General features: G+C 42.0%; 31 protein-coding genes. 26 read left to right on the plus strand and 5 right to left on the minus strand.

Translation table 11 applies throughout. The features are described from left to right. Positions 1-54 precede the first annotated feature (54 nt). From MHI25_RS11840 to MHI25_RS11900, 13 genes are all read left to right on the plus strand, one after another. On the plus strand, positions 55-465 hold the full coding sequence (locus MHI25_RS11840; RefSeq protein ID WP_036689778.1) for a CidA/LrgA family holin-like protein: 411 nt from the start codon (positions 55-57) through the stop codon (positions 463-465). After that, positions 465-1,151 carry an LrgB family protein gene (locus tag MHI25_RS11845; protein WP_076130346.1) on the plus strand — a complete coding sequence of 229 codons (687 nt, stop codon included), beginning with the start codon at positions 465-467 and terminating at the stop codon, positions 1,149-1,151. Before MHI25_RS11840 ends, MHI25_RS11845 begins: the two co-directional genes overlap by 1 nt. 94 nt (positions 1,152-1,245) lie before the next feature. Further along, positions 1,246-1,425, plus strand: a complete 180-nt coding sequence (locus tag MHI25_RS11850) for a hypothetical protein (RefSeq protein ID WP_036689781.1) — start codon at positions 1,246-1,248, stop codon at positions 1,423-1,425. Between the two features lie 166 nt (positions 1,426-1,591). Continuing rightward, positions 1,592-1,771, plus strand: coding sequence for a hypothetical protein (locus MHI25_RS11855; RefSeq protein WP_038570027.1), 180 nt, complete (start codon positions 1,592-1,594; stop codon positions 1,769-1,771). A gap of 164 nt (positions 1,772-1,935) precedes the next feature. After that, complete coding sequence (locus tag MHI25_RS11860; RefSeq protein WP_036689784.1) at positions 1,936-2,502, plus strand: putative ABC transporter permease; 567 nt, start codon at positions 1,936-1,938, stop codon at positions 2,500-2,502. Between the two features lie 146 nt (positions 2,503-2,648). Continuing rightward, positions 2,649-3,125: a DUF523 domain-containing protein gene (locus tag MHI25_RS11865; protein WP_076193844.1), complete on the plus strand. Its 477-nt coding sequence runs from the start codon at positions 2,649-2,651 to the stop codon at positions 3,123-3,125. Positions 3,126-3,174: 49 nt separating this feature from the next. Further along, positions 3,175-3,321: a hypothetical protein gene (locus MHI25_RS11870; protein WP_155288116.1), complete on the plus strand. Its 147-nt coding sequence runs from the start codon at positions 3,175-3,177 to the stop codon at positions 3,319-3,321. A gap of 168 nt (positions 3,322-3,489) precedes the next feature. Continuing rightward, positions 3,490-3,939 carry a hypothetical protein gene (locus tag MHI25_RS11875; RefSeq protein ID WP_339190574.1) on the plus strand — a complete coding sequence of 150 codons (450 nt, stop codon included), beginning with the start codon at positions 3,490-3,492 and terminating at the stop codon, positions 3,937-3,939. A gap of 30 nt (positions 3,940-3,969) precedes the next feature. Continuing rightward, the gene (locus MHI25_RS11880) at positions 3,970-4,443 is read left to right on the plus strand and encodes an NUDIX domain-containing protein (protein WP_076130372.1); all 474 of its coding nucleotides are present in this window, start codon (positions 3,970-3,972) and stop codon (positions 4,441-4,443) included. A 16-nt stretch (positions 4,444-4,459) separates the two neighbouring features. Further along, positions 4,460-5,047 carry a histidine phosphatase family protein gene (locus MHI25_RS11885; protein ID WP_340395455.1) on the plus strand — a complete coding sequence of 196 codons (588 nt, stop codon included), beginning with the start codon at positions 4,460-4,462 and terminating at the stop codon, positions 5,045-5,047. Beyond that, positions 5,044-5,469, plus strand: coding sequence for a hypothetical protein (locus tag MHI25_RS11890; protein WP_076130341.1), 426 nt, complete (start codon positions 5,044-5,046; stop codon positions 5,467-5,469). The genes MHI25_RS11885 and MHI25_RS11890 overlap by 4 nt, the downstream gene beginning before the upstream one ends. Positions 5,470-5,478: 9 nt before the next feature. After that, complete coding sequence (locus MHI25_RS11895; RefSeq protein WP_340395456.1) at positions 5,479-5,889, plus strand: DUF2809 domain-containing protein; 411 nt, start codon at positions 5,479-5,481, stop codon at positions 5,887-5,889. Between the two features lie 24 nt (positions 5,890-5,913). Next, positions 5,914-6,705 (plus strand): lipid II flippase Amj family protein, encoded by a 792-nt coding sequence (locus MHI25_RS11900; RefSeq protein WP_036689792.1) that lies wholly within the window; start codon positions 5,914-5,916, stop codon positions 6,703-6,705. A gap of 24 nt (positions 6,706-6,729) precedes the next feature. Here the strand turns inward: MHI25_RS11900 and MHI25_RS11905 are convergent, their stop codons facing one another. Then, positions 6,730-7,539 (minus strand): hypothetical protein, encoded by an 810-nt coding sequence (locus MHI25_RS11905; RefSeq protein ID WP_340395457.1) that lies wholly within the window; start codon positions 7,537-7,539, stop codon positions 6,730-6,732. 204 nt (positions 7,540-7,743) lie between these two features. On the opposite strand from MHI25_RS11905, the gene MHI25_RS11910 reads away from it, so the two are divergent. Both MHI25_RS11910 and MHI25_RS11915 read left to right on the plus strand, forming a co-directional pair. Continuing rightward, positions 7,744-8,601 carry an SDR family oxidoreductase gene (locus MHI25_RS11910; protein ID WP_340395458.1) on the plus strand — a complete coding sequence of 286 codons (858 nt, stop codon included), beginning with the start codon at positions 7,744-7,746 and terminating at the stop codon, positions 8,599-8,601. A 345-nt stretch (positions 8,602-8,946) separates the two neighbouring features. Then, entirely contained in the window at positions 8,947-9,372 is a 426-nt protein-coding gene (locus MHI25_RS11915; protein WP_139330203.1) for a DUF4265 domain-containing protein, read from the plus strand. Positions 9,373-9,456: 84 nt separating this feature from the next. Here the strand turns inward: MHI25_RS11915 and MHI25_RS11920 are convergent, their stop codons facing one another. Further along, complete coding sequence (locus MHI25_RS11920; protein ID WP_340395459.1) at positions 9,457-10,434, minus strand: alpha/beta hydrolase; 978 nt, start codon at positions 10,432-10,434, stop codon at positions 9,457-9,459. A gap of 156 nt (positions 10,435-10,590) precedes the next feature. Here MHI25_RS11920 and lepB point away from each other — a divergent pair, with 156 nt between their 5' ends. From lepB to MHI25_RS11935, 3 genes are all read left to right on the plus strand, one after another. Continuing rightward, a complete protein-coding gene (gene lepB, locus MHI25_RS11925; RefSeq protein ID WP_340395460.1) occupies positions 10,591-11,088 on the plus strand; it encodes a signal peptidase I in 498 nt (165 codons plus the stop codon). 184 nt (positions 11,089-11,272) lie between these two features. Continuing rightward, the gene (locus MHI25_RS11930) at positions 11,273-12,310 is read left to right on the plus strand and encodes an HD domain-containing phosphohydrolase (protein ID WP_076130334.1); all 1,038 of its coding nucleotides are present in this window, start codon (positions 11,273-11,275) and stop codon (positions 12,308-12,310) included. Positions 12,311-12,573: 263 nt separating this feature from the next. Further along, positions 12,574-13,428 (plus strand): alpha/beta hydrolase, encoded by an 855-nt coding sequence (locus MHI25_RS11935; RefSeq protein WP_340395461.1) that lies wholly within the window; start codon positions 12,574-12,576, stop codon positions 13,426-13,428. Positions 13,429-13,516: 88 nt separating this feature from the next. On the opposite strand, the gene MHI25_RS11940 is transcribed toward MHI25_RS11935, so the two are convergent. Next, positions 13,517-13,834: a MazG-like family protein gene (locus MHI25_RS11940; RefSeq protein ID WP_076130332.1), complete on the minus strand. Its 318-nt coding sequence runs from the start codon at positions 13,832-13,834 to the stop codon at positions 13,517-13,519. Positions 13,835-13,931: 97 nt separating this feature from the next. Between MHI25_RS11940 and MHI25_RS11945 the strand changes: the two genes are divergently transcribed. The 5 genes from MHI25_RS11945 to fetB all read left to right on the plus strand — a co-directional run bounded on the left by MHI25_RS11945 (position 13,932) and on the right by fetB (position 19,431). Continuing rightward, entirely contained in the window at positions 13,932-14,510 is a 579-nt protein-coding gene (locus tag MHI25_RS11945; protein WP_339173335.1) for a TIGR00730 family Rossman fold protein, read from the plus strand. Between the two features lie 758 nt (positions 14,511-15,268). Next, positions 15,269-16,018: a GTP pyrophosphokinase family protein gene (locus MHI25_RS11950; RefSeq protein ID WP_076130330.1), complete on the plus strand. Its 750-nt coding sequence runs from the start codon at positions 15,269-15,271 to the stop codon at positions 16,016-16,018. Between the two features lie 157 nt (positions 16,019-16,175). Beyond that, entirely contained in the window at positions 16,176-17,801 is a 1,626-nt protein-coding gene (locus MHI25_RS11955) for a glycoside hydrolase family 9 protein (RefSeq protein ID WP_340395462.1), read from the plus strand. Between the two features lie 122 nt (positions 17,802-17,923). Further along, positions 17,924-18,673, plus strand: a complete 750-nt coding sequence (locus MHI25_RS11960) for an ATP-binding cassette domain-containing protein (protein WP_179088807.1) — start codon at positions 17,924-17,926, stop codon at positions 18,671-18,673. Next, entirely contained in the window at positions 18,670-19,431 is a 762-nt protein-coding gene (gene fetB / locus MHI25_RS11965; protein ID WP_076187012.1) for an iron export ABC transporter permease subunit FetB, read from the plus strand. Before MHI25_RS11960 ends, fetB begins: the two co-directional genes overlap by 4 nt. Positions 19,432-19,433: 2 nt before the next feature. Here the strand turns inward: fetB and MHI25_RS11970 are convergent, their stop codons facing one another. Further along, positions 19,434-19,703 (minus strand): excalibur calcium-binding domain-containing protein, encoded by a 270-nt coding sequence (locus MHI25_RS11970; protein WP_076218737.1) that lies wholly within the window; start codon positions 19,701-19,703, stop codon positions 19,434-19,436. 208 nt (positions 19,704-19,911) lie between these two features. On the opposite strand from MHI25_RS11970, the gene MHI25_RS11975 reads away from it, so the two are divergent. Both MHI25_RS11975 and MHI25_RS11980 read left to right on the plus strand, forming a co-directional pair. Then, a complete protein-coding gene (locus MHI25_RS11975) occupies positions 19,912-20,412 on the plus strand; it encodes a hypothetical protein (protein WP_139331043.1) in 501 nt (166 codons plus the stop codon). A gap of 229 nt (positions 20,413-20,641) precedes the next feature. Further along, the gene (locus MHI25_RS11980; RefSeq protein WP_340395463.1) at positions 20,642-20,827 is read left to right on the plus strand and encodes a hypothetical protein; all 186 of its coding nucleotides are present in this window, start codon (positions 20,642-20,644) and stop codon (positions 20,825-20,827) included. A gap of 1,228 nt (positions 20,828-22,055) precedes the next feature. Here the strand turns inward: MHI25_RS11980 and MHI25_RS11985 are convergent. Next, a complete protein-coding gene (locus MHI25_RS11985; RefSeq protein WP_340395464.1) occupies positions 22,056-22,913 on the minus strand; it encodes an alpha/beta hydrolase in 858 nt (285 codons plus the stop codon). A gap of 171 nt (positions 22,914-23,084) precedes the next feature. On the opposite strand from MHI25_RS11985, the gene MHI25_RS11990 reads away from it, so the two are divergent. Beyond that, a complete protein-coding gene (locus MHI25_RS11990) occupies positions 23,085-23,921 on the plus strand; it encodes a cupin domain-containing protein (protein WP_081383448.1) in 837 nt (278 codons plus the stop codon). Positions 23,922-23,952: the final 31 nt, after the last annotated feature.

A 23,952-nucleotide genomic window follows, 5' to 3' on the forward strand; every position in this document is an offset into this window, starting at 1 on the left:
GTGACTCCATATTAGCGCTATCGCTTTAACTTAATAATGAAGGGATCCTGCATCATGAAAATCATTCGCATTATTATCCAAGTGTTCCTGCTATATTTGTTCTACTTGGCTGGGGACTATCTGCAAAAGCAACTGCATCTCCCCGTTTCCGGGAGTATCGTAGGATTACTGTTACTTTTTGTTCTATTGTTATTCAGGGTCGTGCCTGTGAAGTGGATTGAAGAGGGTGCTACAACGATATTAGCTTATCTTCCGTTATTTTTTATTCCAGCGACAGCTGGGATCGTGAATCATATGGATATCTTTAGTGGTAGAGGTTTACTATTAATCCTAATCCTTATCGTTAGCAGTGTTCTCACGATTGCCGCAGCTGCACATTCTAGCCAATGGCTTACTAGCGTAAACAACAAGCTGAAAGCGGGATGGAGCGGCAAGAGACTAAGCGAAAAGGGGAAGGAAATATAATGTTTTTTATCGCAACAGGTATTGTACTGCTTAACGTAGCTATTTATTTGATGATGTCAGTAGTATATAGACGATTTCGTATTCCTGTACTTATTCCCGCGCTTACAGCAACAGTGATTGTTGTAACTTTACTACTATATTTTCATATTCCGTATGATACATATATGATAGGCGGCAAATGGATTAATCAGCTGCTCGGTCCTGCTGTAGTATCGTTAGCCTACCCATTATATAAACAACGTAATGTGTTGATTGAGAATCTCCCGGCAATTCTGGGCGGAGCCATTGTAGGTCTGCTTATAGGGATGTTTAGTGGACTGCTTTTGGCGGCAGGTCTAGGCTTCTCTAAATTATATGTTTTATCTTTATTACCTAAATCGATCACTACACCTGTAGCGATACAGATCTCGAACAGCTTAGGTGGGGACTCTTCTTTAACCTCTGTATTTGTTATGATTGCTGGATTTACAGGTGCGATTGGCGGACCTTTTATCATCAAACTGTTTAGAATTCGTAGTGAGGTTGGAATCGGAATTGGTCTAGGAACCGCTTCACATGCTCTAGGAACAGCAAAGGCCTTGGAATATGGTGAACAATCCGTTTCGATGAGCTCGGTTGCGATGACTGTTTGCGCCGTAGTTGGCTCTTGTATCGGCCCACTTGTAGCGTGGATGATGTACCCTTAAATTATTCTTTTAATTGGACTATGTTTGCAAAACACTCCATCGGGTAACTATAACTAAGGAACAAAAAAAGCAAAGCACCTGAGGAGGATTTCACATGTCCGATCACACACAAGATGAAGCGGAAATCCGCAACAAGGAAAATAAAGAAGGCGATTCATTAGCTGAAATTAAGAAGATGGAGAACGGTGTAGACATCGAGCCAGAGGCAGATGAGTGGGTAGCCAAACCTGCTGAATCCTCACACCCAGATCCGCTTCCCGATAATTTGGAGTAAATGATTCGGAAGACAGGCTGTCCTTTAGGGGACAGTCTGTTTTTGTTGATGATTATAGTAAGTATTGTATAATAAATAAAAGTACAACCTCATCAGAGTGTTTTCTCCAAGTTCGTCTTAGCTTTTCGCAAATTTCACAGATCTTTGCCAACAGGGAGGAAATGGAATGCGTAGTCGGAATGAGAACAGCCGTTACCGGCAAAAACGTGGTGAGGCTCTCGCAGGAAACTTTGAGAAAAAGTACGGTTCAAACTTTGGCGTACGCAGTGAGCTTAAGATGGATGCACTGAAGAAACAAAACGACGATCAGTTGCTGACGACACCTCATGAAGAAGAGCATAAATAATTAGAGGTAACAAGTGGGAGACTTTTACTCCTGGAATTCTGGAATGGAGGCATAACCTTTTGGGTTATGTCTTTTTTTGTGCGCATATTTCCAGAACGATCAAGACATAATAGGGCCGGATGGACAACTAAGAAAATAATGACAACGGGAGGCGAGATTAGGTCATGATTATTCCTATATTTTCGTTAAGTGGAGATATAGCAGTTACTGTGGTGGGCCAATACTTTTTTTATTTTATGGTCTATTCCTTTTTAGGTTGGGTATTGGAAGGGACCTATAATCTATACAGTAATGGAAGCTTTCGCAAAGAAGGATTTCTAAAAGGTCCATTTAAGCCGATGTACGGCTTTGCTCCACTATTGCTATTGATTGCTAGAGATTTGACGCTGCCACTTCCGCTTTTCCTATTTCTTGCGCTAATCATTCCTTCTGCTGTGGAATTTATAAGCGGTTGGCTGTTAAAAACGGTATTCCATAAGCAATGGTGGGATTACTCAGGAATGTCTTATCAACTGCAAGGGCATATTTGCCTGCGTTTTTCTCTATATTGGTGGGGGCTTTCAGTAGCTAGTGTGTATGTAATTCAGCCGCTTATGGAGCTTTTATATTCGGGTGTTCAGCCTATTTGGAAATTCGTGCTTCCGATCGTGGGGTTCTACTTTATGGCGGATTTATTATGGACCTGCTGGAGCCGGTATCGGATGGAGAAAACCCCTCAATATCAGAAGTAATGGTTTTCTATATGTGTACTACGAGTCTTCTTTTGTGTATCAAGCACAAACATTTCGTGGACAGGCATTTCGATATTGCATATCCGTTTCTAGTCATAAATAATATAGCAATATATTAAATACTAGACGGACTGGTGGCGATAACGATGACAGGGAAGATTCTAGTGAGCGCATGTCTGTTAGGGCATAAAGTACGTTATGATAATGGCGATGTTCCGTGTCTCGATGCCCGATTCCTAAAGTGGTATGAGGAAGGGCGTTTTGTCCATATTTGTCCAGAGGTAGTGGGAGGTTTGCCAACCCCTCGTCCTGACGCACAGCGGCAAGGAGATCGGGTAGTGACGGGGGCAGGCGTTAATGTTACGGAGCCATTTATGAAGGGGGCTCAAGCCACACTAAAGCTGGCTAGGGAACATCAGGTTGCATTAGCTATTTTAAAACAAGACAGTCCTTCATGCGGAAGCCTGTATATTTATGATGGAACCTTTAAAGATACGAAAGCACCGGGAGAGGGCACCACTACGGAGCTGTTGAGGAAAAATGGGTTTAAAGTATTTGGCGAAGATCAGCTGGATGAAGTCGAGCAGGAACTCGCACGTATGGACGAGCATGGCATTCTTTAAGTAATAAATAGGCTGTAGGATACATAGTGTGTATAAGGGGAACGAAGCAGTGTCCTTGGGAGAGGAAATGCCGTCCGATGAGCCATCCTTCATTTGGGATAGGAGGCGGACGCAGATGAGTATTGATCAGCTCATTGCTTTGCTCGTTCTTGTCATTATGATCGTACAGCTTGCTGGCACAAAAGGTAAACACTAAGACTCACCTCATTGTAACTGCTTCCGGAGCTCAGCATTTTTTGAGTTCGGAAGCTTTTTTTGTCCACGGCTATGCATATTGTGAAATCTAAAGGATTCCTTCATAGTGATGTCTAATATACATATAGTGGGTTTTTGGGAAGTCCAAGGAAAGAATTTAGGGGGAACTATGAAATTTAGAACATGGATAATCATTGTGCAGTTATTTATGATTGCTGTGCTTGTAGGCGTATTGGCGGCCGATCTAGGTGAGACAGGCTCAGATGAGTCTAAACATGATGATATTTTAATACATTTTGATCAAAAAGATTTAAACAGGATGAAAGAAACCGTTCAAAGGTTTAGTGAAGGTAAAGGAGATAACCTGATGTTGATTGAGCCAACCACGGATAGTGGACGGTTAATTCATGATTTCTATTCTAATGGTAAAGAGCTTCATTGGGTAAAGGATGATACAAGAGATGCATGGAGTAGTAGTCCTGGGAAGATCGAATATGTATGCCAAGCGATTGAACTAATAGAGACAGGTGAGCAGTTTAATGTCGAGTTATCTCAATGTAATGTTCAGCCAGACGTTGAGAAAATAAACGTGGTCAGCTTTTTAAAAGAAAGATTATAAACCCATTTACGGAGAGGATGGATGATCAATATGCCGATGTCTGAGTACTATCAAGGGATTCGTGGGAAAGTGGGCTCAGAATTATTAATGATGCCTTCCGTAGCTGCAGTAGTAAGAAATAAAGAGGATGAGATTCTGTTCATCCGCAAGCCAGGAGAATCTTTGTGGGGATTGCCTGCGGGAGCGATTGAGCCAGGGGAGCGTCCCGGAAGAACCTTACGCAGAGAGGTATATGAAGAGACAGGGTTGATGGTTCATCCTACGTCGATTTTAGGTGTTTTTGGTGGAGCGAAATATAGATACGAATATAGTAATGGCGATCAGGTAGAATATACGGTTATTGTATTTGAGTGCTCTATTATCAGAGGAACGCTTAGAGCTATAGATGGGGAGATCGAAGAATTTAAATTTTTCAAAGAGAACGAGCTGCCAGAGATTGCAATTCTTTATCCTAGAGAGATTTTTATAAAAGACCGAGAGAAGACTGCAACGATATTTGAGTGACTGAGAGGAGTGCCTCATGAAGACATACATTTATATGGTTAGACATGCAGTGTCACCTTTTGTATTAGGGAACGAGCGGGAACGGGGATTATCCGAAAAAGGACACGCAGACGCTTATAGAATCAAAGAGCTTTTGGCGGAGGAGGAAATTACATATTTTGTATCCAGCCCATATAGACGAGCCGTAGAGACAATTAAATATTTGGCAGAAGCTTCGAACCAAGAGATTGAACTGTATGAAGAACTCAGAGAACGAGCAATCGGAAGTGTCGAGATTGAAATCAGTGAAGATGATTTTCTGCAGGGCATTCGGACATCGTTCAACGACAAGCAATATAAAATGCCGGATGGAGAGAGTACCCAGGAAGCACAAGAGCGTGCAATTCCTGTTATCAAGCAATTAATTCAACAGCATAAAGGCGGAAAAATCGCATTAGGTACGCATGGGAATATCATGACCATTATCTTGAATTACTTCGATAAGAAGTATGGATATGAGTTCTTTGAACAAACTTCCAAGCCGGATATTTACAAGCTGGAATTTGAAGAATTGGAGCTTACCCATGTGGAGCGGCTGTGGGACTCCGAAGTGCTGAACAGATGAAATATTTTATAAAGCTGAATGCACTAAGCGTACTTTATGCCTTTATGTTGTTTGTTGTAATAGAGCTGCCATTGAATATTTATCGAATCAGCAGAATTTCCGGCTTGGAGCTGGGAAAAGTAGATACCTTGCTGTTTATCTTCAAGCTTGTTTTATTTTTATTATCTTCTATAGTATTTATTTGGCTTACAAAAAAATATTTGAGCGGAAAAAAATCCATGTATTTCACTACGATCCTATGGTTTCCCTATTTGATTCTATTCATTAGTTTATTCGCAACCTGGTTCCCAATCACAGAACCTGCAGATAAACCTGCACCGGTAACAGGACTGATCATAATAGGAGCCATGATTATTTATCCGTTTTATATCGCAATGATTAGTATTATCGCAAGCATTAATTTTAAGTCAGAAGCTGGATAGAGGTTGGAAATGAGGATCAATGATCTGAAAGAAAGACTTTTTTATAGTTGTATCTGCCTCGTTGTTATTGTATTGGGGTTAAGCACTAGAGTATTCACGGATCAGCTGCCTTTGTTTGTATCTAGACATTTCGGAGATGCGCTTTGGGGCAGCATGGTTTATTTTATATTTCGGGTCCTACTGGTAAATCAAAAGCTAAGGCTCGCCTTTGTATGGAGTTTGGTGTTTAGCTTCGGTATAGAATTTAGCCAGCTGTATCAATCGGAATGGATCAACAGCATCCGTTCTACAGTATTGGGTGGTCTAATTCTCGGAAAAGGATTCCTGTGGATCGACCTTGTTAGATATTTAGTGGGCATTGCCCTTTGTTATGGATTGGATCAATACTTTCACCAAAAGGTGCACCGAAATAATAACTAGTGTTTATTGGAGAGGAACCTTTAAATGGTAAATAGTTTGATTGTGGTATGCTTGCTTACGATGATTATTCACACGGCAGAAACCTTATCGTATTCGGTACGATACGCCGGAGTGAAGCTGAACAAGATAGCCATTGCGTTATCTCTCACAGGCATTATTGTTCTCGTCTCAAGAACTGCAAATATGATCCAAGCTCCACTGACGGCTAAATTCGTAGATTATGCCAAAATACATTCAGATTTTCCACTTCTTAATTACTTGAGAATTATATTATTGGCTTCTTCATTAGGGACTTTAATTGCCATTGCTGTGTTCCCTACCTTTGTAGGCTTGTTTGGGAGAATCATCTCTAAGCTTGAAATCGAAGGTTCTATCCCAAAACTGCTTACCAGTGTGACGATCGGGCAACTTAAGAACACCAGAAAATACATAAGAAAACCAAAAGTGAATCTATATAACTTCAGATACCTGGGGATTCCTAAACGTTTTATTGTGATGAATGTTTTTGTGACAGCCTTTTACACCGTAGGTGTCATATCATCTTTGTACGCTGCTCATCTAATGCCTCAATATAGCACGACTGCTTCTCAAGCTTCCGGCCTGATTAACGGTATGGCGACTATTCTGCTGACCATATTTATCGACCCACAGCTTGGTCTTATTACCCATAAGGCTACTGAAAATGTAGAATACCGTGATCAGCTAGGAAAAATATATGTGGTATTGATGGGTTCACGATTTGTAGGCACTATATTTGCTCAGCTCCTAATTGTGCCTGCAGCCCAATTAATTAGTATGTTAGTGAAGCTGATTTGAGCCGGTGGGGGCGAATCATAATCATTAGGGAAGTTTAGATTCTGCTGCTCGTAGTGCTAGCGAAATCTTCTGTTCCCAGCTGTAAATATTCTGCTGCATGGAATGAATTCGTTTCATTTGCTCATAGGATGATTTCAATTCTGTGGCGGCTCTAACTGCATCTCCTTGCTTAACAGCTGCTTTATATTGTTTGTCAGCTTCCGCGCGTACTTTCTGCGTGGCAGCGAGATTCTTACTCTCGGCAGTTATTTGTTTCTTTAAAGCAGTGATGGGTGCCAACGCATCTTTGACGGGTTTAAGCTTAGCAGCGGTTTGCTTGCGAGCGGCTGCCAAAGCGGTTGTCTTTGTCTTAATTTCGGCTCGGGCGAGGGTTACAGCAGCCTTTAGTTTATTACGCTTCAGGTCCAGCAATGTGACTGTTTTCAAGTCTTTAGCTTTCTTGGCTGCGGTAGACTGTTTACTGAGTGTGCTGTATTGTTCCAGAAGGGGAGCATGTTTCTTCTGAACTGAGCTAGCTTCTGAAGATAAGCGGCTTAACAGTGCTTGATCTGTTGACTGTATGACGGTACGAATAGATTTCAGAGCGTCATTATTCTGTTTGCGTAACTTCTGAATTTTTGAGTTATCTGTCTTGAGGGTGGCTTGAAGCGCGGTATAATTACCATGAAGACTGTTAATGTCATCCAGCGCGGAATCCCAGCCAGTAGCAGCAGACACAAGTGTGAGGTTACAGGTTAAGAAAGCTGCTACCAGCACTAATTGAGCCACCCATTTTAAATCCCTAATTCTGAAAATGTTCGTTCTACATCTGACGGTGTTTTTTGGCTTAAACATTCCTCTCAGCTCCTTAATGAATTAGTTAATATACGCAAAAAAGCACCTCCAAGATAGGCATTGACGCCTGTCTTGCGAGGTGCTTCTCCCGCACAGAAATATAAAAGATGCTCTTACTATAACTTGAAATTAATGGATAGTCAATGAACAATAGAACGTTTGTTTGCTTGTTTTTATAATTGTGAAATACAAAGGGGAGTAAATATGAGTTCACATCTAGAGTATGGGCACGATCGAGTGGCTCTGATTACCGGAACCTCCAGTGGATTTGGACTGCTGACAGCGCTCAAATTAGCTGGACAGGGGTTTAAGGTGATAGCAACCATGCGTGATTTAAGCCGTAAAGGCGAGCTGGTGCAGCAGGCAGAGCAGGCAGGAATTTTAAAGCAGCTTCATTTAATGACCATGGATGTAACTGACAGCGATTCTATAGAGACAGCAATATCTTCAGTACACGAAACATTTGGAAGAATTGATGTTCTAGTCAATAATGCAGGTTTTGCCATTGGCGGTTTCATAGAAGAAATATCTATGGAGGAATGGCGGCGGCAAATGGAGACGAACTTTTTTGGATTAGTGGCTGTGACAACAGCTGTGCTGCCCATTATGCGAGAACAGCAGAGTGGCACGATTATTAATGTGGGAAGTGTAAGTGGATTATCCGGATTTCCAGGTTATGCGCCTTATGCAGCTTCTAAATTTGCTGTTGAAGGCTTCAGCGAAAGCCTGCGTCATGAAATGTCCCCTTATGGAATAAGGGTGGTATTAATTGAACCGGGCTCCTTCCGAACACCGATATGGGGAAAAGGCATGGAGCAAATTCGACGTAAGGAGGATTCTCCGTATAAACCGCGTCTTGACGCTGTGCTACGATATTCCAAACATAATGCTGAGACAGCGCCTGACCCTAGTCAAGTAGCTAATCTTATCGGTCGTATTACCGAAATGAAGGCACCACGGCTACGTTATCCTATCGGCAAAGGTACGCGAATCTTAATCTTAGGCAAAACGCTGCTTCCATGGAAGTGGCTGGAGAGAATTATTGCGAAAGAATTGAGGTGATAGGATGGAGTCATCCATAAATTTAACAATCATTAAACTAATAGGTTATGTGTCCAGTTTGATGACCGTTTTTTTATGGCTAATTTTTATATTCATCAATCCTTATGCTGAGATTACGAATCGCTCCACTCTTGTGATTAGTATAATTATGTTGTTATTACCGGCGGGGTTATTAGCAATAGGTGTCTTTTTAAACAGAAGTCGGCTAATGCTGCTTGCATTTATCTGGAGTTTTCCCTACAGTTTATATATGTTATTGACACCCGGAATCTTTAGGTTGTTCGGGATTACGAGCCTAATGTATTTACTTTGTTTTGTGTTATTTAGAATGAACAAGATTAGATATTGAACAAGGATAGAGGTGTGCCGATGCTAGAATCGTCCGGAATCCATATCTGCTTCAACGCAGATGGCCGTGAAATAGAAATCCTCGATGTTACTCCATTTGGCAAAGATAAATTTCGAATTGAAGAGACACCGATTTTTAATCCGGCTGTTACAATGGGAGATATTATACAGGTGAAGGAAGAAAATGGAGTCTATTATTACCAAGAGACTGTTCAAAAATCTCCTTTCAAAAGATACGCTTGGCTGCTTAGTAAAGAAGCTGTTGATTCAACGGCCATTGCAGCTTTTAAACATAGAATTATAGAGAATGAAGGCAAATGTGAGTTGATCTTTGGCGGTTTGTTCGTCATTCATATTCCTAAGAATACTTCAATTGATGTTGATGGGGAAATGAATCGAATTATTGAGCGGTTCGAGATTTAAATACTAAGGAAAAAATGCTGCGTCATGAAATGCAAGGAAACTTGCACATGATGACCGCAGCATGGAGAATAGAAGAAACGCTTTTTATTTTATTTCTTCCATAAATGTCTTAAAATTTTCGGCGATTTCTTTTGATTTGGTATGGTGCAGATAATGTCCTGCATCAAGTTTTACCAATTTTCCTTGTACGGAATTTTTGACTTGCTCTTCATGCAATGATATCCAATCTTTTAAGAGAGTATCATCCCCTTGAACAAAGAGCAAAAGGGGGAGATCCTTTGGAAAAGTTGAATTTAGAGCCCCTTTATAATTAGAAGACATATGTTCCACTTCATTTAAGTTAGTGTAATTATAAGTGTTTCTAAGCGTAAGCAATCTCAATTGTTCTTTAGTTTCATCATCAAACGGCAATTCAGCATAGGGATTTCCACTTGATTTAAATAACAATCTGCCCAAGCCTGATTCTCTAAGTAGTTTTAATTTTCCTGTTGGTATTTTAACACCTATTCTGTCTTCCGTTGCAATACTATTATCAATCCCGACAAATGCACTCACTTCGTTTGGATATTTGTTCACATAATTCAAACTGTACATACCGGAAATAGAGTGTGCCATTAGAATATAACGGTCAATATTAAGCTGCTTTACAGCTTCATGAATTTCACTCACAATGTTTTCTGTGGTTCGCTCTTTTTCAGTTCTATCACTTAATCCATAACCGAAAGGCTCAATCACGACAACTTTGTAAAATGGAGATAGTTCATCTATTAACAGCTTAAAATCAAGTCCCGGTGCCACCGTTCCATAACCAGGTAAGAGCACGACTGTCTCTTCACCCTTTCCTTGAATCAAAACGTTCATATTTTTACCATCGACGCTTACAGACTGACCATAGGGTTTTATTTTAGCTTGGTCCGATTTATTGAGGAAAATATTAGTGACAAAAACAGTCACTAGAAAAAGTACTATTGCAGTAGCTAAAGCCCCTAAGGAAATAAGTATAATTTTCAGCGGTTTATTCATCCTTTTTTTAATAACCTCTTCTTCTGGTTTCAATCGCATCTTCTCCTGTTCTAATCGCTTTATTCTAGCTATCTTAATGAGTTGCTAAAGAAAGCTTACCCGATGAAGATGAACTATACATGACGACAATATGAACTGAATATGAACCAGCTAAAAAAAGTTTGACTCTATAAAATGAATGTGAGGTGAGCAATAATGTTGAAATTTATGAAGCAATGGTTGCCGAGTATTGTGATCGCAGTGGTTATTTCTTTGTTTGTTAGAACCTATGTTGCTGAAGCCATGAGAGTTCCAACGGGCTCTATGATCCCAACGATTCAAATCAATGATCGCTTAATTGTTGAGAAAATGTTATGGATGACCACACTGGAGCATGGAGATATTGTTGTATTTACGCCACCTGTAGCTGGTGATGAGAATAAAAGATATGTAAAAAGGCTAATGGGGCTGCCTGGAGATACCTTGGAAATTAAAGATGGCGCACTTTACCGAAACGGAGCGAAGGTTAACGAACCTTACCTCAATGAACAGATGGATTACACTTTTGGACCGGTTACGGTACCCACCGATCATTATTTTTTTCTCGGAGATAACCGGAATATAAGCTATGATGCTCATCTGTGGGATACTCCATTTGTGTCGAAGGATAAGTTGATTGGGAAAGTAATCGCTGAATTTAGCAATCCCTTTTAGGTAGTGTGTAAGACGGATAAATGTAAGGCTTAATCTCTAAAAATAGATTTAGGGGTGCTGAAGTCGCGGGGGTCTTTTGAACTAACCGAGTGCTTTAATGAGTCTTTAACCATATTGTTACTTTGGAAGAATTTAGCTATCCTTAAGGTAAAATATACCTACATATAGTAAGGGGTGCTGAATTTTGAAAGCTCATGTCACAGATCTCAAACATGGCGATTGTCTAATCACAGATACATTCAATAGTGTTGGCCTACACGTGCTTCCGAAGGGGACAGTGGTCTACGGAGAAGAAATCACCATCCTGATGAGGCATCAGATTGATTATGTCGATATTGAACCACGCATGATGGTGCTGGATAATGAAGAAATGAATGTGGCACAAGGGATAGATGGTAATTTTGATCAAGCCATCCAAAACTATGAATCTATATTTCTGGAAGCACTCAGCAAGGGTAGCTTTACGCAGTCGGATGTTGATAATACGCTGCAGCCCTTGCTGGAGAAATTGGATGAACAAAAGGATGTCGTTTCTTTATTATTGCTGCTGGAACGTGATGATATCAGTACATACAATCATTCATTGCAGGTCGGACTGTTATCTTTTTACATAGCGACTTGGTTAGGTCATACAAAAGCCGAAAGATTTGAGATTAGTAGAGCCGGTTATTTGCACGATATCGGAAAAAGCCAGATTGCTCCACATATCTTAAATAAGACGGATAACTTAACTCCCGAAGAATCAGAAGAACTAAAACGTCATACTACGTATGGATACGATATTATCCTTAAATCGATGAATGACGAAAAGACCGCACTAGTGGCGCTTCAGCATCATGAATTCGAGGATGGTACAGGTTATCCTAATAATCTCCGTAAACAGGACTTGCACCCGTATACGCAGATTGTTGCTGTCGCAAATACTTATGTAGGCATGACCTTAGGAAGAGCGAATCAACCGAAACAAGGCCTGATTAACGTTCTGCGCAAGGTACATGAGCTTGGATTTGGCAAGCTGAATGGAAATGCGGTACAAGCTCTGATCGGACATTTATTGCCGAATTTTGTGGGTAAGAGCGTTCAGCTTAGCAATGGTGAGCAAGGTACGATTATTATGAATAATCCGTTGGATATTTTCAAACCTCTGGTAAAAATAAATGAGACTACGTTCAGAGACTTATCTAAAGAGCGTAATTTGACTGTTGAAGAAGTATTTATTTAACGAATATTTTTGTGGCGATAAATAGGAGGCTATCTCCCTGATCCGTAAAATCAGGGGATAGCTTTTTTGTGTTATAATCGGAATTGGGTTAAAAACCCTTCAATATGGAATAGGAGAGTGCTTATCGTGATTATCAAATTCATTCGTTTACGTTAATTTGAGGTGCAATTCAATGATGACATCATCCATTTTTTTGAAAATGTATTGAGTCTTATTTAACTGTGCATTCATTGATAAAATTCGAATGAAATGAGGAATGAACAATGAGCGAAAAAATAGTAAAAGTAAACGGAATTGATATATGTTCGGATAGTTTTGGAAATCCTAGCAATCCTGCGATATTGCTGATTATGGGTGCCACCTGTTCTATGGTTTATTGGGATGAAGAGTTCTGTCAGCGATTAGCAGATACCGGACGTTACGTTATTCGTTATGATAACCGGGATGTCGGACGTTCCGTTGTTTATGAGCCTGGGAGTTCCAATTATACCGTGATGGACATGGCAAATGATGCTGCTGGGTTACTAGACGCCTATAATATAGAACAGGCAAATATCGTTGGAATGTCCTTAGGCGGAATGATTGCGCAAGTCCTTGCTACACGTCATCCGCAAAAGGTTCTAACCTTAACCTTGATCGCATCAAGTTTTTTCGAATCTGACGATAATGATCGGAACTTGCCTCCTATGGATGAGCGGATCCTCGCATTCCATGCAGATGGAGCAACACTGGATTGGTCTAATGAGGAAGAGGTAGCCAATTATTTGGTTTCAGGTTCCGGCATACTCTGTGGTTCAAAACATAAATTCGATGAGAAAAGAGCGTATAAACAAGTAAGGCTGGAAATAAAACGTGCCAACAACTTGCTTAGCATGTTTAATCATTCTCTTCTTACAGGGGATGACGGCTACGAGGGCAAGGCAAAAAATATCATGGTTCCTACCTTGGTTATCCACGGCACAGAAGACACGGTGCTTCCTATAGAGCATGGCTTGGCGCTTGCGGCGGAAATTCCTGATGCGTCGCTTCTAACCCTGGAAGGAACGGGCCACGAAGTCCACCCGGATGATTGGGAAACAATAATCAAAGCCATTTCGAATCATACTTTAGGCGGTTAAGCTTAACAGGGCTTAAAGAGTAAAATAAACAAGGGCTACAATTCGGTCTTGCCGATTGTAGTCCTATTTTTTTAGGATTACTTCGTCCCTAGGAATTAAATCGCTTCACTAATTTTTCTTTATGTGCAGTAAAAGCCTCTTCTAAAGTGATGCCATATAAGTCAGCTAACAATGCGATATTTCCGAGAACATCCCCGATTTCCTCAATCAAGTCGTTTTTCAGTTGCTCTGGAGTACGAGTCGATTCATCCGGTCGATCTCTGCCGATTTCATAGGAGCGTACAGCTCGTGCGACTTCACCTGTCTCTTCCATTAAGAATCCGACTCTTATAAAAGGACCATAAGTAGTCCAGCCTCGTTCTCCATAAAAATGATTAATCCATTTCTGCACATCATTAATTTCCATATTATGTAGCACTCCTTAATCTTTCACATGATTTATACTCCAACATATAGTATATTAGATAGCGGACATTATCAATATATAGTTTGGAGATGAGATTTTGAAATCAATATGTGTTTTCGCAGGATCGAATTTAGGGTTGCATGAGGATTATAAAGCTAAAGCTGTTGAACTTGGTAATTACATGGCTATGAATAATTATCGTTTAATTTACGGTGGCTCAAAAATCGGATTAATGGGTGAAGTCGCTAATGCTGTTTTGAATGGTGGAGGCGAGGTAATCGGGGTAATGCCTAGAGGATTATTTAATGGGGAAATGGTACATAGAGAGTTAACGCAGTTGATAGAAGTAGAGGATATGCATGGCCGTAAAGCAAAAATGGGAGAGCTGGCAGATGGCTTTATTGCTTTACCTGGAGGGTTTGGAACGTATGAGGAGCTCTTTGAGGTTTTGTGCTGGTCACAAATTGGCATACACAAGAAGCCGGTAGGGGTTCTAAATATCAGGAATTATTTTGATCCTCTGATGAATCTGATACATAACAGTATTCAAGAAGGCTTCTCTAATTCTTCGCATCTCAGTCTGCTAAACGTATCCAACGAGCCGTTGGAACTCTTAACTCTATTGAAGGAGTATGTTCCGCAAACACTTGAGCAAAAGTGGAAACAGCTCAACTGAATAATGAAACTTTCAGTTTAATGATCGGGTACACTATGTTCCTGGACGTAAACCAACCGACATCAGGCATTAGTTTCTCCATGACCTTTACCGCTGAGTGTTCGGACTCAGAAGGCGTTATTTGCACTTAGGTTACTTTAGGTTCTTGCGCGATTTGAACTATCCCCCATGCTTGTGAACACACTTTTCCGATGGATCGGACTCAGCTGACCTTATTTCTCCATTTCGAATGTTTTAGGCGAGCTATCGGACTATATTGCAGCTATTTACTCATAACCACACCGATTCTGCACTGTTACATGGTAATAAGAGCTATAAGGTCCGATACTTCTGTAAAAATGACCAAAAAGCTCAAATAGCTGCAATACGGTCCGTAACATATTGAGGGTCTTTGGCTAGTTTGGTTATTTGGGTTACTTTAGTTGCTTGGGCATCATGGATTTGGTTCTTAGGTTTATCTCCGTTTGAGCAGGGTTTCGGACTCCAGTGACGTTATTTCTTATGAAGAGGTTCATATTTTGTGTTATTTTGCCAATAGCGATTATGGAGTCCGATAGCATCCCGATTATGGGATTATACTGTGTATAAGGTCAACTGGGTCCTATAGCGACTTCGAAAGTGGATTCGCGGCGCAAAAGGTACGTAATCAAACGAAGTGTGAGGTTTGGATTATGGCTACATTACCGCTGAATTTGAAATTCACTAGTGGATTGGCTATGATAAATATAGAGAAACGCTACAAGAGGAGAAATGAGATAATGACCCCCGAGAATCAAATCGAACAATTTAAGAAGCTTAAGCACGATATCACTCGTTTCATGTTAATTTATAAATTTGCATTGGATGAGATGGAAACGAAGATTGAGATCCTAAAACAGGAGTTTCAGTCTCTGCATGATTACAGCCCAATTGAACATACCAAATCGCGTATTAAGTCTCCAGAAAGTATCATGAACAAGATGCTGCGCAAAAATGGTGAATTATCGCTGGATTCAGTGAAAAATTGTATTAAAGACATCGCTGGTCTGCGGATCACCTGTTCTTTTATCTCTGATATCTATCATGTTAGTGAGATGCTTCAGAAGCAGGATGATCTAACGGTCCTTGAGGTAAAGGATTATATTAAGAACCCTAAACCTAACGGATATCAGAGTCTTCACTTGCTGATTCAAGTCCCTGTTTTTATGTCCGATCGCCAGGAGCTTGTCTGTGTAGAAGTTCAAATTCGTACCATTGCTATGGATTTCTGGGCAAGCCTCGAACATAAAATCTTTTATAAATATAATAAATCAGTACCTGAGAGTATGACTCGTGAACTGAAAAATGCGGCGGATGCCGCTCATGCCCTTGATCTGCAAATGGAGCGTCTGCACCGGGATATAAAGGAAATTAAAGACGATGATGAAGATGATCTTAGCTCCTTCGAGGAAGAGCTTCGCCGTATAGTGGTTCATAATAAGCAGTTCACACTTCCAGCTAACTTTATTAAACTGCTTGACGACAAATAAGCTGTTTTGTCCGCCTAGAGTTATCCGTTTCCTTTCGGGTGACTCTAGGTTTTTTTCTTGTATACATCATTGCTATAGATAACTAGAATAGAGTATTCTCAACTAGAAGAGAATGGTTACTTCAGCTTCATCATTTTTACATAAAAGGAGAATGAAGATGAGCGAGCGTACACTTCGCACCATTACTGTGAATCAAATCGGATATCCGCTGGATGGACAAAAGATCGCAGTATTTACAGGTACTGAGCATGATTTTCAGGTAGTTGATGTTGATAGTGGGACTATTGTGTTCAAAGGTAGTTCAGATGCTGGAAGATTTGATAAAGCCAGTGGAGTAACTTTGCACACAGGTGATTTCTCGGAAGTCAATACTGAGGGAAGATATCGGATTGAGCAGGGCGAGGGTCTAGCTTCGGCATCCTTTACAATCTCAGATCAGCCTTATCATGAGCTTCAACAGGGCTTGCTGAAAGCTTTTTATTATTATCGCTGTGGCGTTGAGTTGACTGAAGAATATGCTGGAGATTGGAAGCACAAGGCGTGTCATACCGCAAAAGGGATTGTATATGGGCAACCGGATCTTCAACTAGACTGTTCGGGTGGCTGGCATGATGCAGGTGATTATGGAAAATATAGCGGTCCCGGAGCGAAAGCTATCGCGGATATGCTGCTTGCATATGAATTATATCCCTCGGCTTTTGTAAGCGCTATCCCATTGCCTGAAAGTGATGGATCTACGCCAGATGTGCTGCTGGAATGCAGGGTGGAGCTCGATTGGTTGTTTAAAATGCAAGACTCCGCAACAGGTGGTGTATACCATAAATTGACTACGTTAAGCTTTCCTGGTCTGGATGTTATGCCTGAGGACGATACAGCAGACCTGTACTTCTCACCATTATCTGCTACTGCAACTGGGGATTTTGCTGGTGTTATGGCTATGGCTGCAAGAGTGTACAAGCCTTTTGATGCTGCTTATGCGGGGAAATGTCTGGATGCTGCGGGGGCAGCATGGGAATGGCTTGTACAGCATCCAGATGTACCCGGTTTTACGAATCCGCCTGAGATTAGCACTGGAGAATACGGGGATGGAGTCGATAAGGACGAGCGGTATTGGGCAGCGGCGGAGCTGTATCGTACGACAGGGAAAGAGGAATATCATCAAGCTGTTCTGCAGCTAGTGCAGCTGGCTTTTCCAAAATACAGTTTAGGCTGGGGTGATATGGGGGGCTATGGCACTATTGCTTATCTGTTAAATGGTGAGGAGCAGGCAGACCGTGCTTTATATGCCTCGTTAAAAGAAGGGCTTGTTGCTGAGGCACAACGATTAGCGGAACAGAGTCGTGAGGAGGGCTATAGGATCTCCTTAAAAGAGGAGGACTATATCTGGGGCAGCAATATGCTAGTAATGAACAATGCAATGCTGCTGCTGGCGGCTGAATATTTTAGTGGAGACTCCGGTTTTGCGGACTGTGCCTTAGATCATCTACATTATCTGATGGGGCGTAACGTTCTGGATATCAGCTATGTTACCGGGTTTGGGGATCATGCCGTGATGAATCCGCATCATCGCCCTTCTGTAGGTGACCATGTGGCTGATCCGGTGCCGGGATTGGTGTCAGGGGGGCCAGATCGTGGGCTGCATGATGAATATGTAGTTGAGCATTTACAAGGAAAACCAGCTGCGCAGTGCTTTGTCGATCATGAGCTTAGCTATTCTACGAATGAAGTGACGATCTATTGGAATTCACCTGCGGTGTTTGTTGTGGCCCGTTTTAATCAATAAAAAGCAATAGTTCGAATAGGGAAAGACGTCCTGAAACTGGATGTCTTTCTCTTTTTTATAGCTGAAATGCTATAATACTAGACGGTATGCTATTTTAGCGGATGGTATTAGGAGGTAGGGGATTGAGTAGTATTTTTGAGATTCAGAGACTTGCAAAACTTAATTGGAAAAGTAACGACCAAACTTCGAAATATCTTTTCTCGGAGATCTCCGCAGACATAGCTGAATCGGACCGCATCGCATTGATTGGTGCCTCTGGCCAAGGGAAAAGTACACTCCTTAGAATCCTAGCTCTCTTGGATGCTCCGAATGAGGGAGATATGTTGGTAAATGGGACTTCATATAAAAGTATGGATGCGAGATTATGGAGGATGAAAATAGGGTTTGTAGCACAACAAGCGGTCATGCTGTCTGGCAGTGTGGAGGATAATTTAAGAACTGTCAGCAGACTGCATGACAAACCTTATGATCTTAAACTAGTGCAGCGACTAATTGGGCAATTGGGGCTGGAGCATTTGGATTTAAGCAAAAAAGCGGCAGATTGTTCGGGTGGTGAAAAGCAGCGGATTTCTTTAATTCGATCCTTGCTGCTCCGACCTACGGTATTATTGCTCGATGAAATCACCGCTTCGCTCGATGTTAACAGCACTCAAATGGTTGAGAAGCTACTAGAGGATTGGCATAAGGAAGAAGGCACTTCGATGATTTGGGTCACTCATGATCTTAAGCAGGCGAGCAGAATAAGCACAACTACATGGTTTATGGGAAAAGGCAGGTTGGAACAGCATGTGAGCGAGTCTTTTTTTGCTGAATCTGCGGAAGAATTGGCTAAAAGGTTCGTTCGGCCTTCGGAAGGAGCGTCGTTGTTATGAGTTATACAGCACTAAGTTTCACGCTTCTGTTTGTATTAGGGACAATGTTGGTCTCCGTGTGGCAAAAGCTCGGACTGGAAAAAGATATCATTGTAGGCACAGTGCGGTCGGCCATTCAATTGCTTGCGGTGGGGTATGTGCTGCAATTTATTTTTAAATCGGATCAGGTCATTTATGTAATTGTGATAATACTCTTTATGATCAGTGTAGCCGCATGGAATGCAGCCAAAAGAGGCAAAGGCTTGCGCGGATTAGTCTGGAGAATTGGACTGGCGATTGCTACTATGGAACTGCTCATGATGGGCATTCTGCTCAGCTTACATATCATTGAGGCTACGCCACAATATATCATTCCGATTAGCGGCATGACCATTGGCAGTGCTATGGTGGTTTCAGGGTTGTTCATTAACCATATCAAGCATGAAATTCAGCAGAGCAAAGGGGAGATTGAAACGTTGTTGTCTCTTGGAGCAACGGTCCCACAGGCGGTCCAGGAAGTTAGAAAAAGATCTGTAAAATTCAGTATGATTCCTACCATCGACGGTATGAAGACGGTTGGGCTTGTTCAACTCCCTGGAATGATGACCGGAATGATCATCGCGGGTGCTGATCCTGTAGTAGCTGTTCGTTATCAGATATTAATTGTGTTCTCGTTCACTGCCTCTGCTGCCATAACGAGTATGCTGCTCAGTGTACTGAGCTACAGACTCTTTTTCACGCCGGATCTAAGGCTCAAGCAAATAGTGGAGCAAGGCTAAGCCTATTTCTCACAAGCAATTCCGTCTTTGTCACGGTCGCTTTTTTTATTGGCATTATAGAGTTCTTTCGATACGTAGGGTTTGTATTTCGTTTTGCCGCCTTTGTTCTTGGTTGAGCTGGAAATGGCTACTCCACCTTTGTAATCTTTGTTTAGCTCCGTGCAGTTTTTGTAGGTTTTGACCTTGGATTCAGCGCTTGCTGTATTCAAAGTAGCGACGGATAGAGTGAGTAGCAGGCCTGCTACTAGACAAATGTTTAAGATTTTTTTCATGGGAACCTCTCCTATAAAAATCTAATGGAATTGCTGGTTGTGTAGTATCATTGTATTTTATATTACCAGTTTAATTCATTGAGGTATACATTATTGGGAAAATTGGAAACGGTGTACATATTTATGGGTGAGGTGGGGGAATAATTAGATTCAATTCACATGTAGTGAACAGGCTACGAATGAGGTGATTCTAATTAGCAAAATGAAAATGGCGACTGCCCTAATTGCGGGATTGTTGCTTCTGCCGGGAATGGCTATGGGTGCATCAGCTCCCGTTACTATGACTCACGTTAATGGAGAACTGCTATCGGCTATGCCTAAGCCAGCTCCGGAGTCTAGGCGCATTATATTACCTTCTGCAATTCAAGCATCAGAGCTATACGGGTTCGGATTACAGCATCGGAATGCCTCGATTCAATATTCGATCTTCTCCAAAGATTTCAAAAAGATTATGTATCCGCGGTTTGTTGAACTAAACTGGGTGACGGGTGTCTCCAGCCCTTGGATCACGAACTACGAGGTCACTAAAGAAACGATAATTAACAAGAACTCAGAGGTCATAGAAATGCGTTTGGATACTGCGACTTCAAGTGGACCAGCACCTTCTATACTTTTGACAATTTCACTTGTGCAAGAGAAAAATAGCTGGGTGATTACCGGAGTGACATCGGACCCCGAGCTGCCGCGTGGCGGATTGCCTAGGAAGTAGGTTGGTTATGGATAGGAAAAAGAGCAAGCGTAGTAGGGGGTTCCCATACGCTTGCTCTTTTTTTGATTTGAAAGCACAATCGTTTAGTCCACGTGGTCTGTTTCTCCAAATGATCAGTGACAATGTTCGGCCCAGAGTGACAATACCAACTTAGCGTCACAAATGATCAGTGACAATGTTCGGCCCAGAGTGACAATACCAACTTAGCATCACAAATGATCAACCTACGTTGTTAAGAAACCTCGCTTCACAGATCGTTACGGACCGTATTGCAGCTATTTTTGCTGCACTGCACGATCGTTACGGACTGAATTGCAGCTATTTTGGTATTATGGTCGTACTGGCGAGAGTTTCGGACTGTATGGTTCTTATTTCCCTAAAATCACGCATTATAGGAGTACATTTGGGTGAATAGCTGCATCTGAGTCCGATAGCATGGCTAATTCGCCGAAATTATGAAAATAAGGGCTCCTCGGTCCGATCACCGCCAAGCTCTAGTGTATTTAGAGTGGCAATGTTCAGCTCAGAGTGACAATGCCAGCTCAAAGTAGCAAGGCTAACTCAGAGTGGTAATGTTCAGCTCAGAGTGGCAATGTTGGCTCAGAGTGACAATGCCAGCTCAGAGTGACAATGTTGGCTCAGAGTGACAATGCCAGCTCAGAGTGACAATCCCAACTCAGAGTGACAGTGCAGCTCAAAGTGGCAAGGCTAACTCAGAGTGACAATGCCAGCTCAAAGTAGCAAGGCTATCTCAGAGTGACAGTGCAGCTTAAAGTGGCAAGGCTAACTCAGCGTCACAAATCATCAGCCTACGTTGCTGATTACTTAAGAGACAGCGCTTCAGACATCGTTACGGACCGTATTGCAGTTATTTTGGCATTATGGTCGTCCTGGCGAGAGTTTCGGACTGTATGGCTCTTATTCCCCTGAAATCACGCATTATAGGAGTACATTTGGGTGAATAGCTGCATCTGAGTCCGATAGCAAGGCTAAATCGCCGAAATTATGAAAATAAGAGCTCCTCGGTCCGATCACCGCCAAACTCTAGTGTATTTAAAGTCGCAATGTTCAGCTCAGAGTGACAATGCCAGCTCAAAGTGGCAAGGCTAACTCAACGTGGTAATGTTCAGCTCAGAGTGACAATGTTGGCTCAGAGTGGCAAGGCTAACTCAGCGTCACAAATCATCAGCCTACGTTGGTGATTACTTAAGAGACAGCGCTTCAGACATCGTTACGGACCGTATTGCAGTTATTTTGGCATTATGGTCGTCCTGGCGAGAGTTTCGGACTGTATGGCTCTTATTCCCCTGAAATCACGCATTATAGGAGTACATTTGGGCGATTAGCTGCATCTGAGTCCGATAGCAAGGCTAAATCGCCGAAATTATGAAAATAAGAGCTCCTCGGTCCGATCACCGCCAAACTCTAGTGTATTTAAAGTCGCAATGTTCAGCTCAGAGTGACAATGCCAGCTCAAAGTGGCAAGGCTATCTCAGAGTGACATAGCTCAGCTCACATCGCATAGCCCAACTCACATCGCATAGCCCAACTCACATCACATAGCTCAGCTCAATCACCAGCTCAGCGCCAAAAACCCCAGCTCAAGCCACAACAGCTACCTAGATTATCCAGCTGTTAAGCGACTAATCTCTTCCCGCCTTCACCATTAATTCCGCCAGCATTTTGGGTTCGGTTCGAACGGTGGTCATGTGATCTCCTTTGCCCTCGATGAAGCGGAAGATGCCTAAATGACTGGATTGTGTAGGATGGAATCCGTATGGACCTTGCGGTATCGCGGTGTCCTCCGTTAGATAAAGATAACTTTTGGGAATCTGGAGACTGTAAAATTTCTTGAGATCAAGCTTTTCGAAAAGTGGACTTGCTGGCTCAGGAGGAGCTTGTTTGTAAAAAGCTTGCGTTTCCGCAAGACTGGCGGTGTTGACGAATGTATTCCGGAAAAGAGGGAAAGGGAGCGTTATGGTGTTATTGCCGGAAGTATCTCTCAGCTGTTCAAAGTACTTCAGCGAATCAGCTGGAAATTGGTCCGCCACACTTTGCCCATCCAGCGGTACGAAGGCGTCGAAGAATACCAGACGTTTGATCCGATCCGGTACTTGCTGAGAGACGGTTTGGATCACCGAACCACCAAAGCTATGTCCAAGCAGAATGATATCCTTTAAGTCTTTTTGCTTGATATAGTCGACAACAGACTGTGTGATTTGCGCATGCGTTACATTATTGTTATTGTCCCCGCCATGTCCGGCATATTCCGGAGTATAGACGGTGTGCCCTAAGCTGCGAAGTGCGGCGGCCGTTTGATCCCAAAAACCAGCAGTAGCCCAAGACCCATGAACTAGAACGAATGTAAGAGGCGCCGGTTTCGCTGATGTTTTGTTATTGGCGGCCTCAACTGTGGAGCTAAGATTCATAGGCTGGAAACCCATAATTGTAAAGACAGTGATACATAACGCTAACACTATTTTTGTGCGAATCGATTTCATACTGTGCCTCCTATGTGGGGTGAGAGTGTAATACTTAGAGGATGCCCCGTTTAGAAAAGAAAGATGAATTTTTATCAGGAGTAGTGAATCTCCGCACCTAGGCATAGGCAAACGCATATCTTGTGTTTAGGGAAAGCAAAAATTTATAGCAACAGAAAGGTAGGAAAAAAAGTGACTTCATACATGGACTATACGTCCCCCAATACAGAGTTTACTTTTGATGTGAACACTAATACACTTTTTAAAAAAGATGCCAACAACTTCATTAACTTGCTGTCGGTTAAACAATTGAATACGCTCGAGAACATATCACTGCTGGATATTTTTCTTAGCAAATCAAATGTGGTTGAACCTCATTATCATCAAAATGCTGCAGAGCTTGTATATTGTATCTGCGGTTCAGCGGTAGTGTCTTTAATCAATCCGTTCACAAATGAACTTCTGCATTTTCCGATTTGTCCGGGTCAAGTGGCAAATGTGCCGCAAGGCTGGTGGCATTATGAGATAGCTACTGTCGATAATACACATCTGCTCGCGATTTTTGACGCACCTATTCCTGAGGTTATCTTAGGTTCGGATATTCTTAGCAAAACCCCGGCAAATGTATTAGCCCATACTTACTGCTTAAATGAAGCTAAGGTAAAAGAAGCTTTAGCTCCAATCAAGCCTGGAACCTTCATCGGCCCTCCTGCTGACTGCTGCGAAGAAGATAAAGTAATGGGCAGCAGCAATATGGCTCCTAATATGGCCCCTAATATGGCTCCAAATATGCAAGCCAATGTTAAACCAAATATGCATCCTAATATGCAGCCAAATATGAATCCATACGCTCATATGCAGGCACAACCCATCCCGATATCTTCACAAATGCCTCCAGCTACACAAGCCTTTAATTATCAGCCATACCCGATGCAAGGGTACTATACGCAGGGTTATGATCAGCATTATCGCCAACAACCCTATGTACAGCAGCAGCCGCATTACCAATATCCGAATAACCAAGAGTAAACTAAAAAAACCTCCCGGAACTCTAGATTCC

It is taken from the genome of Paenibacillus sp. FSL E2-0177, assembly GCF_037992975.1.
In the GTDB taxonomy this organism is placed as follows: domain Bacteria; phylum Bacillota; class Bacilli; order Paenibacillales; family Paenibacillaceae; genus Paenibacillus_AQ; species Paenibacillus_AQ odorifer.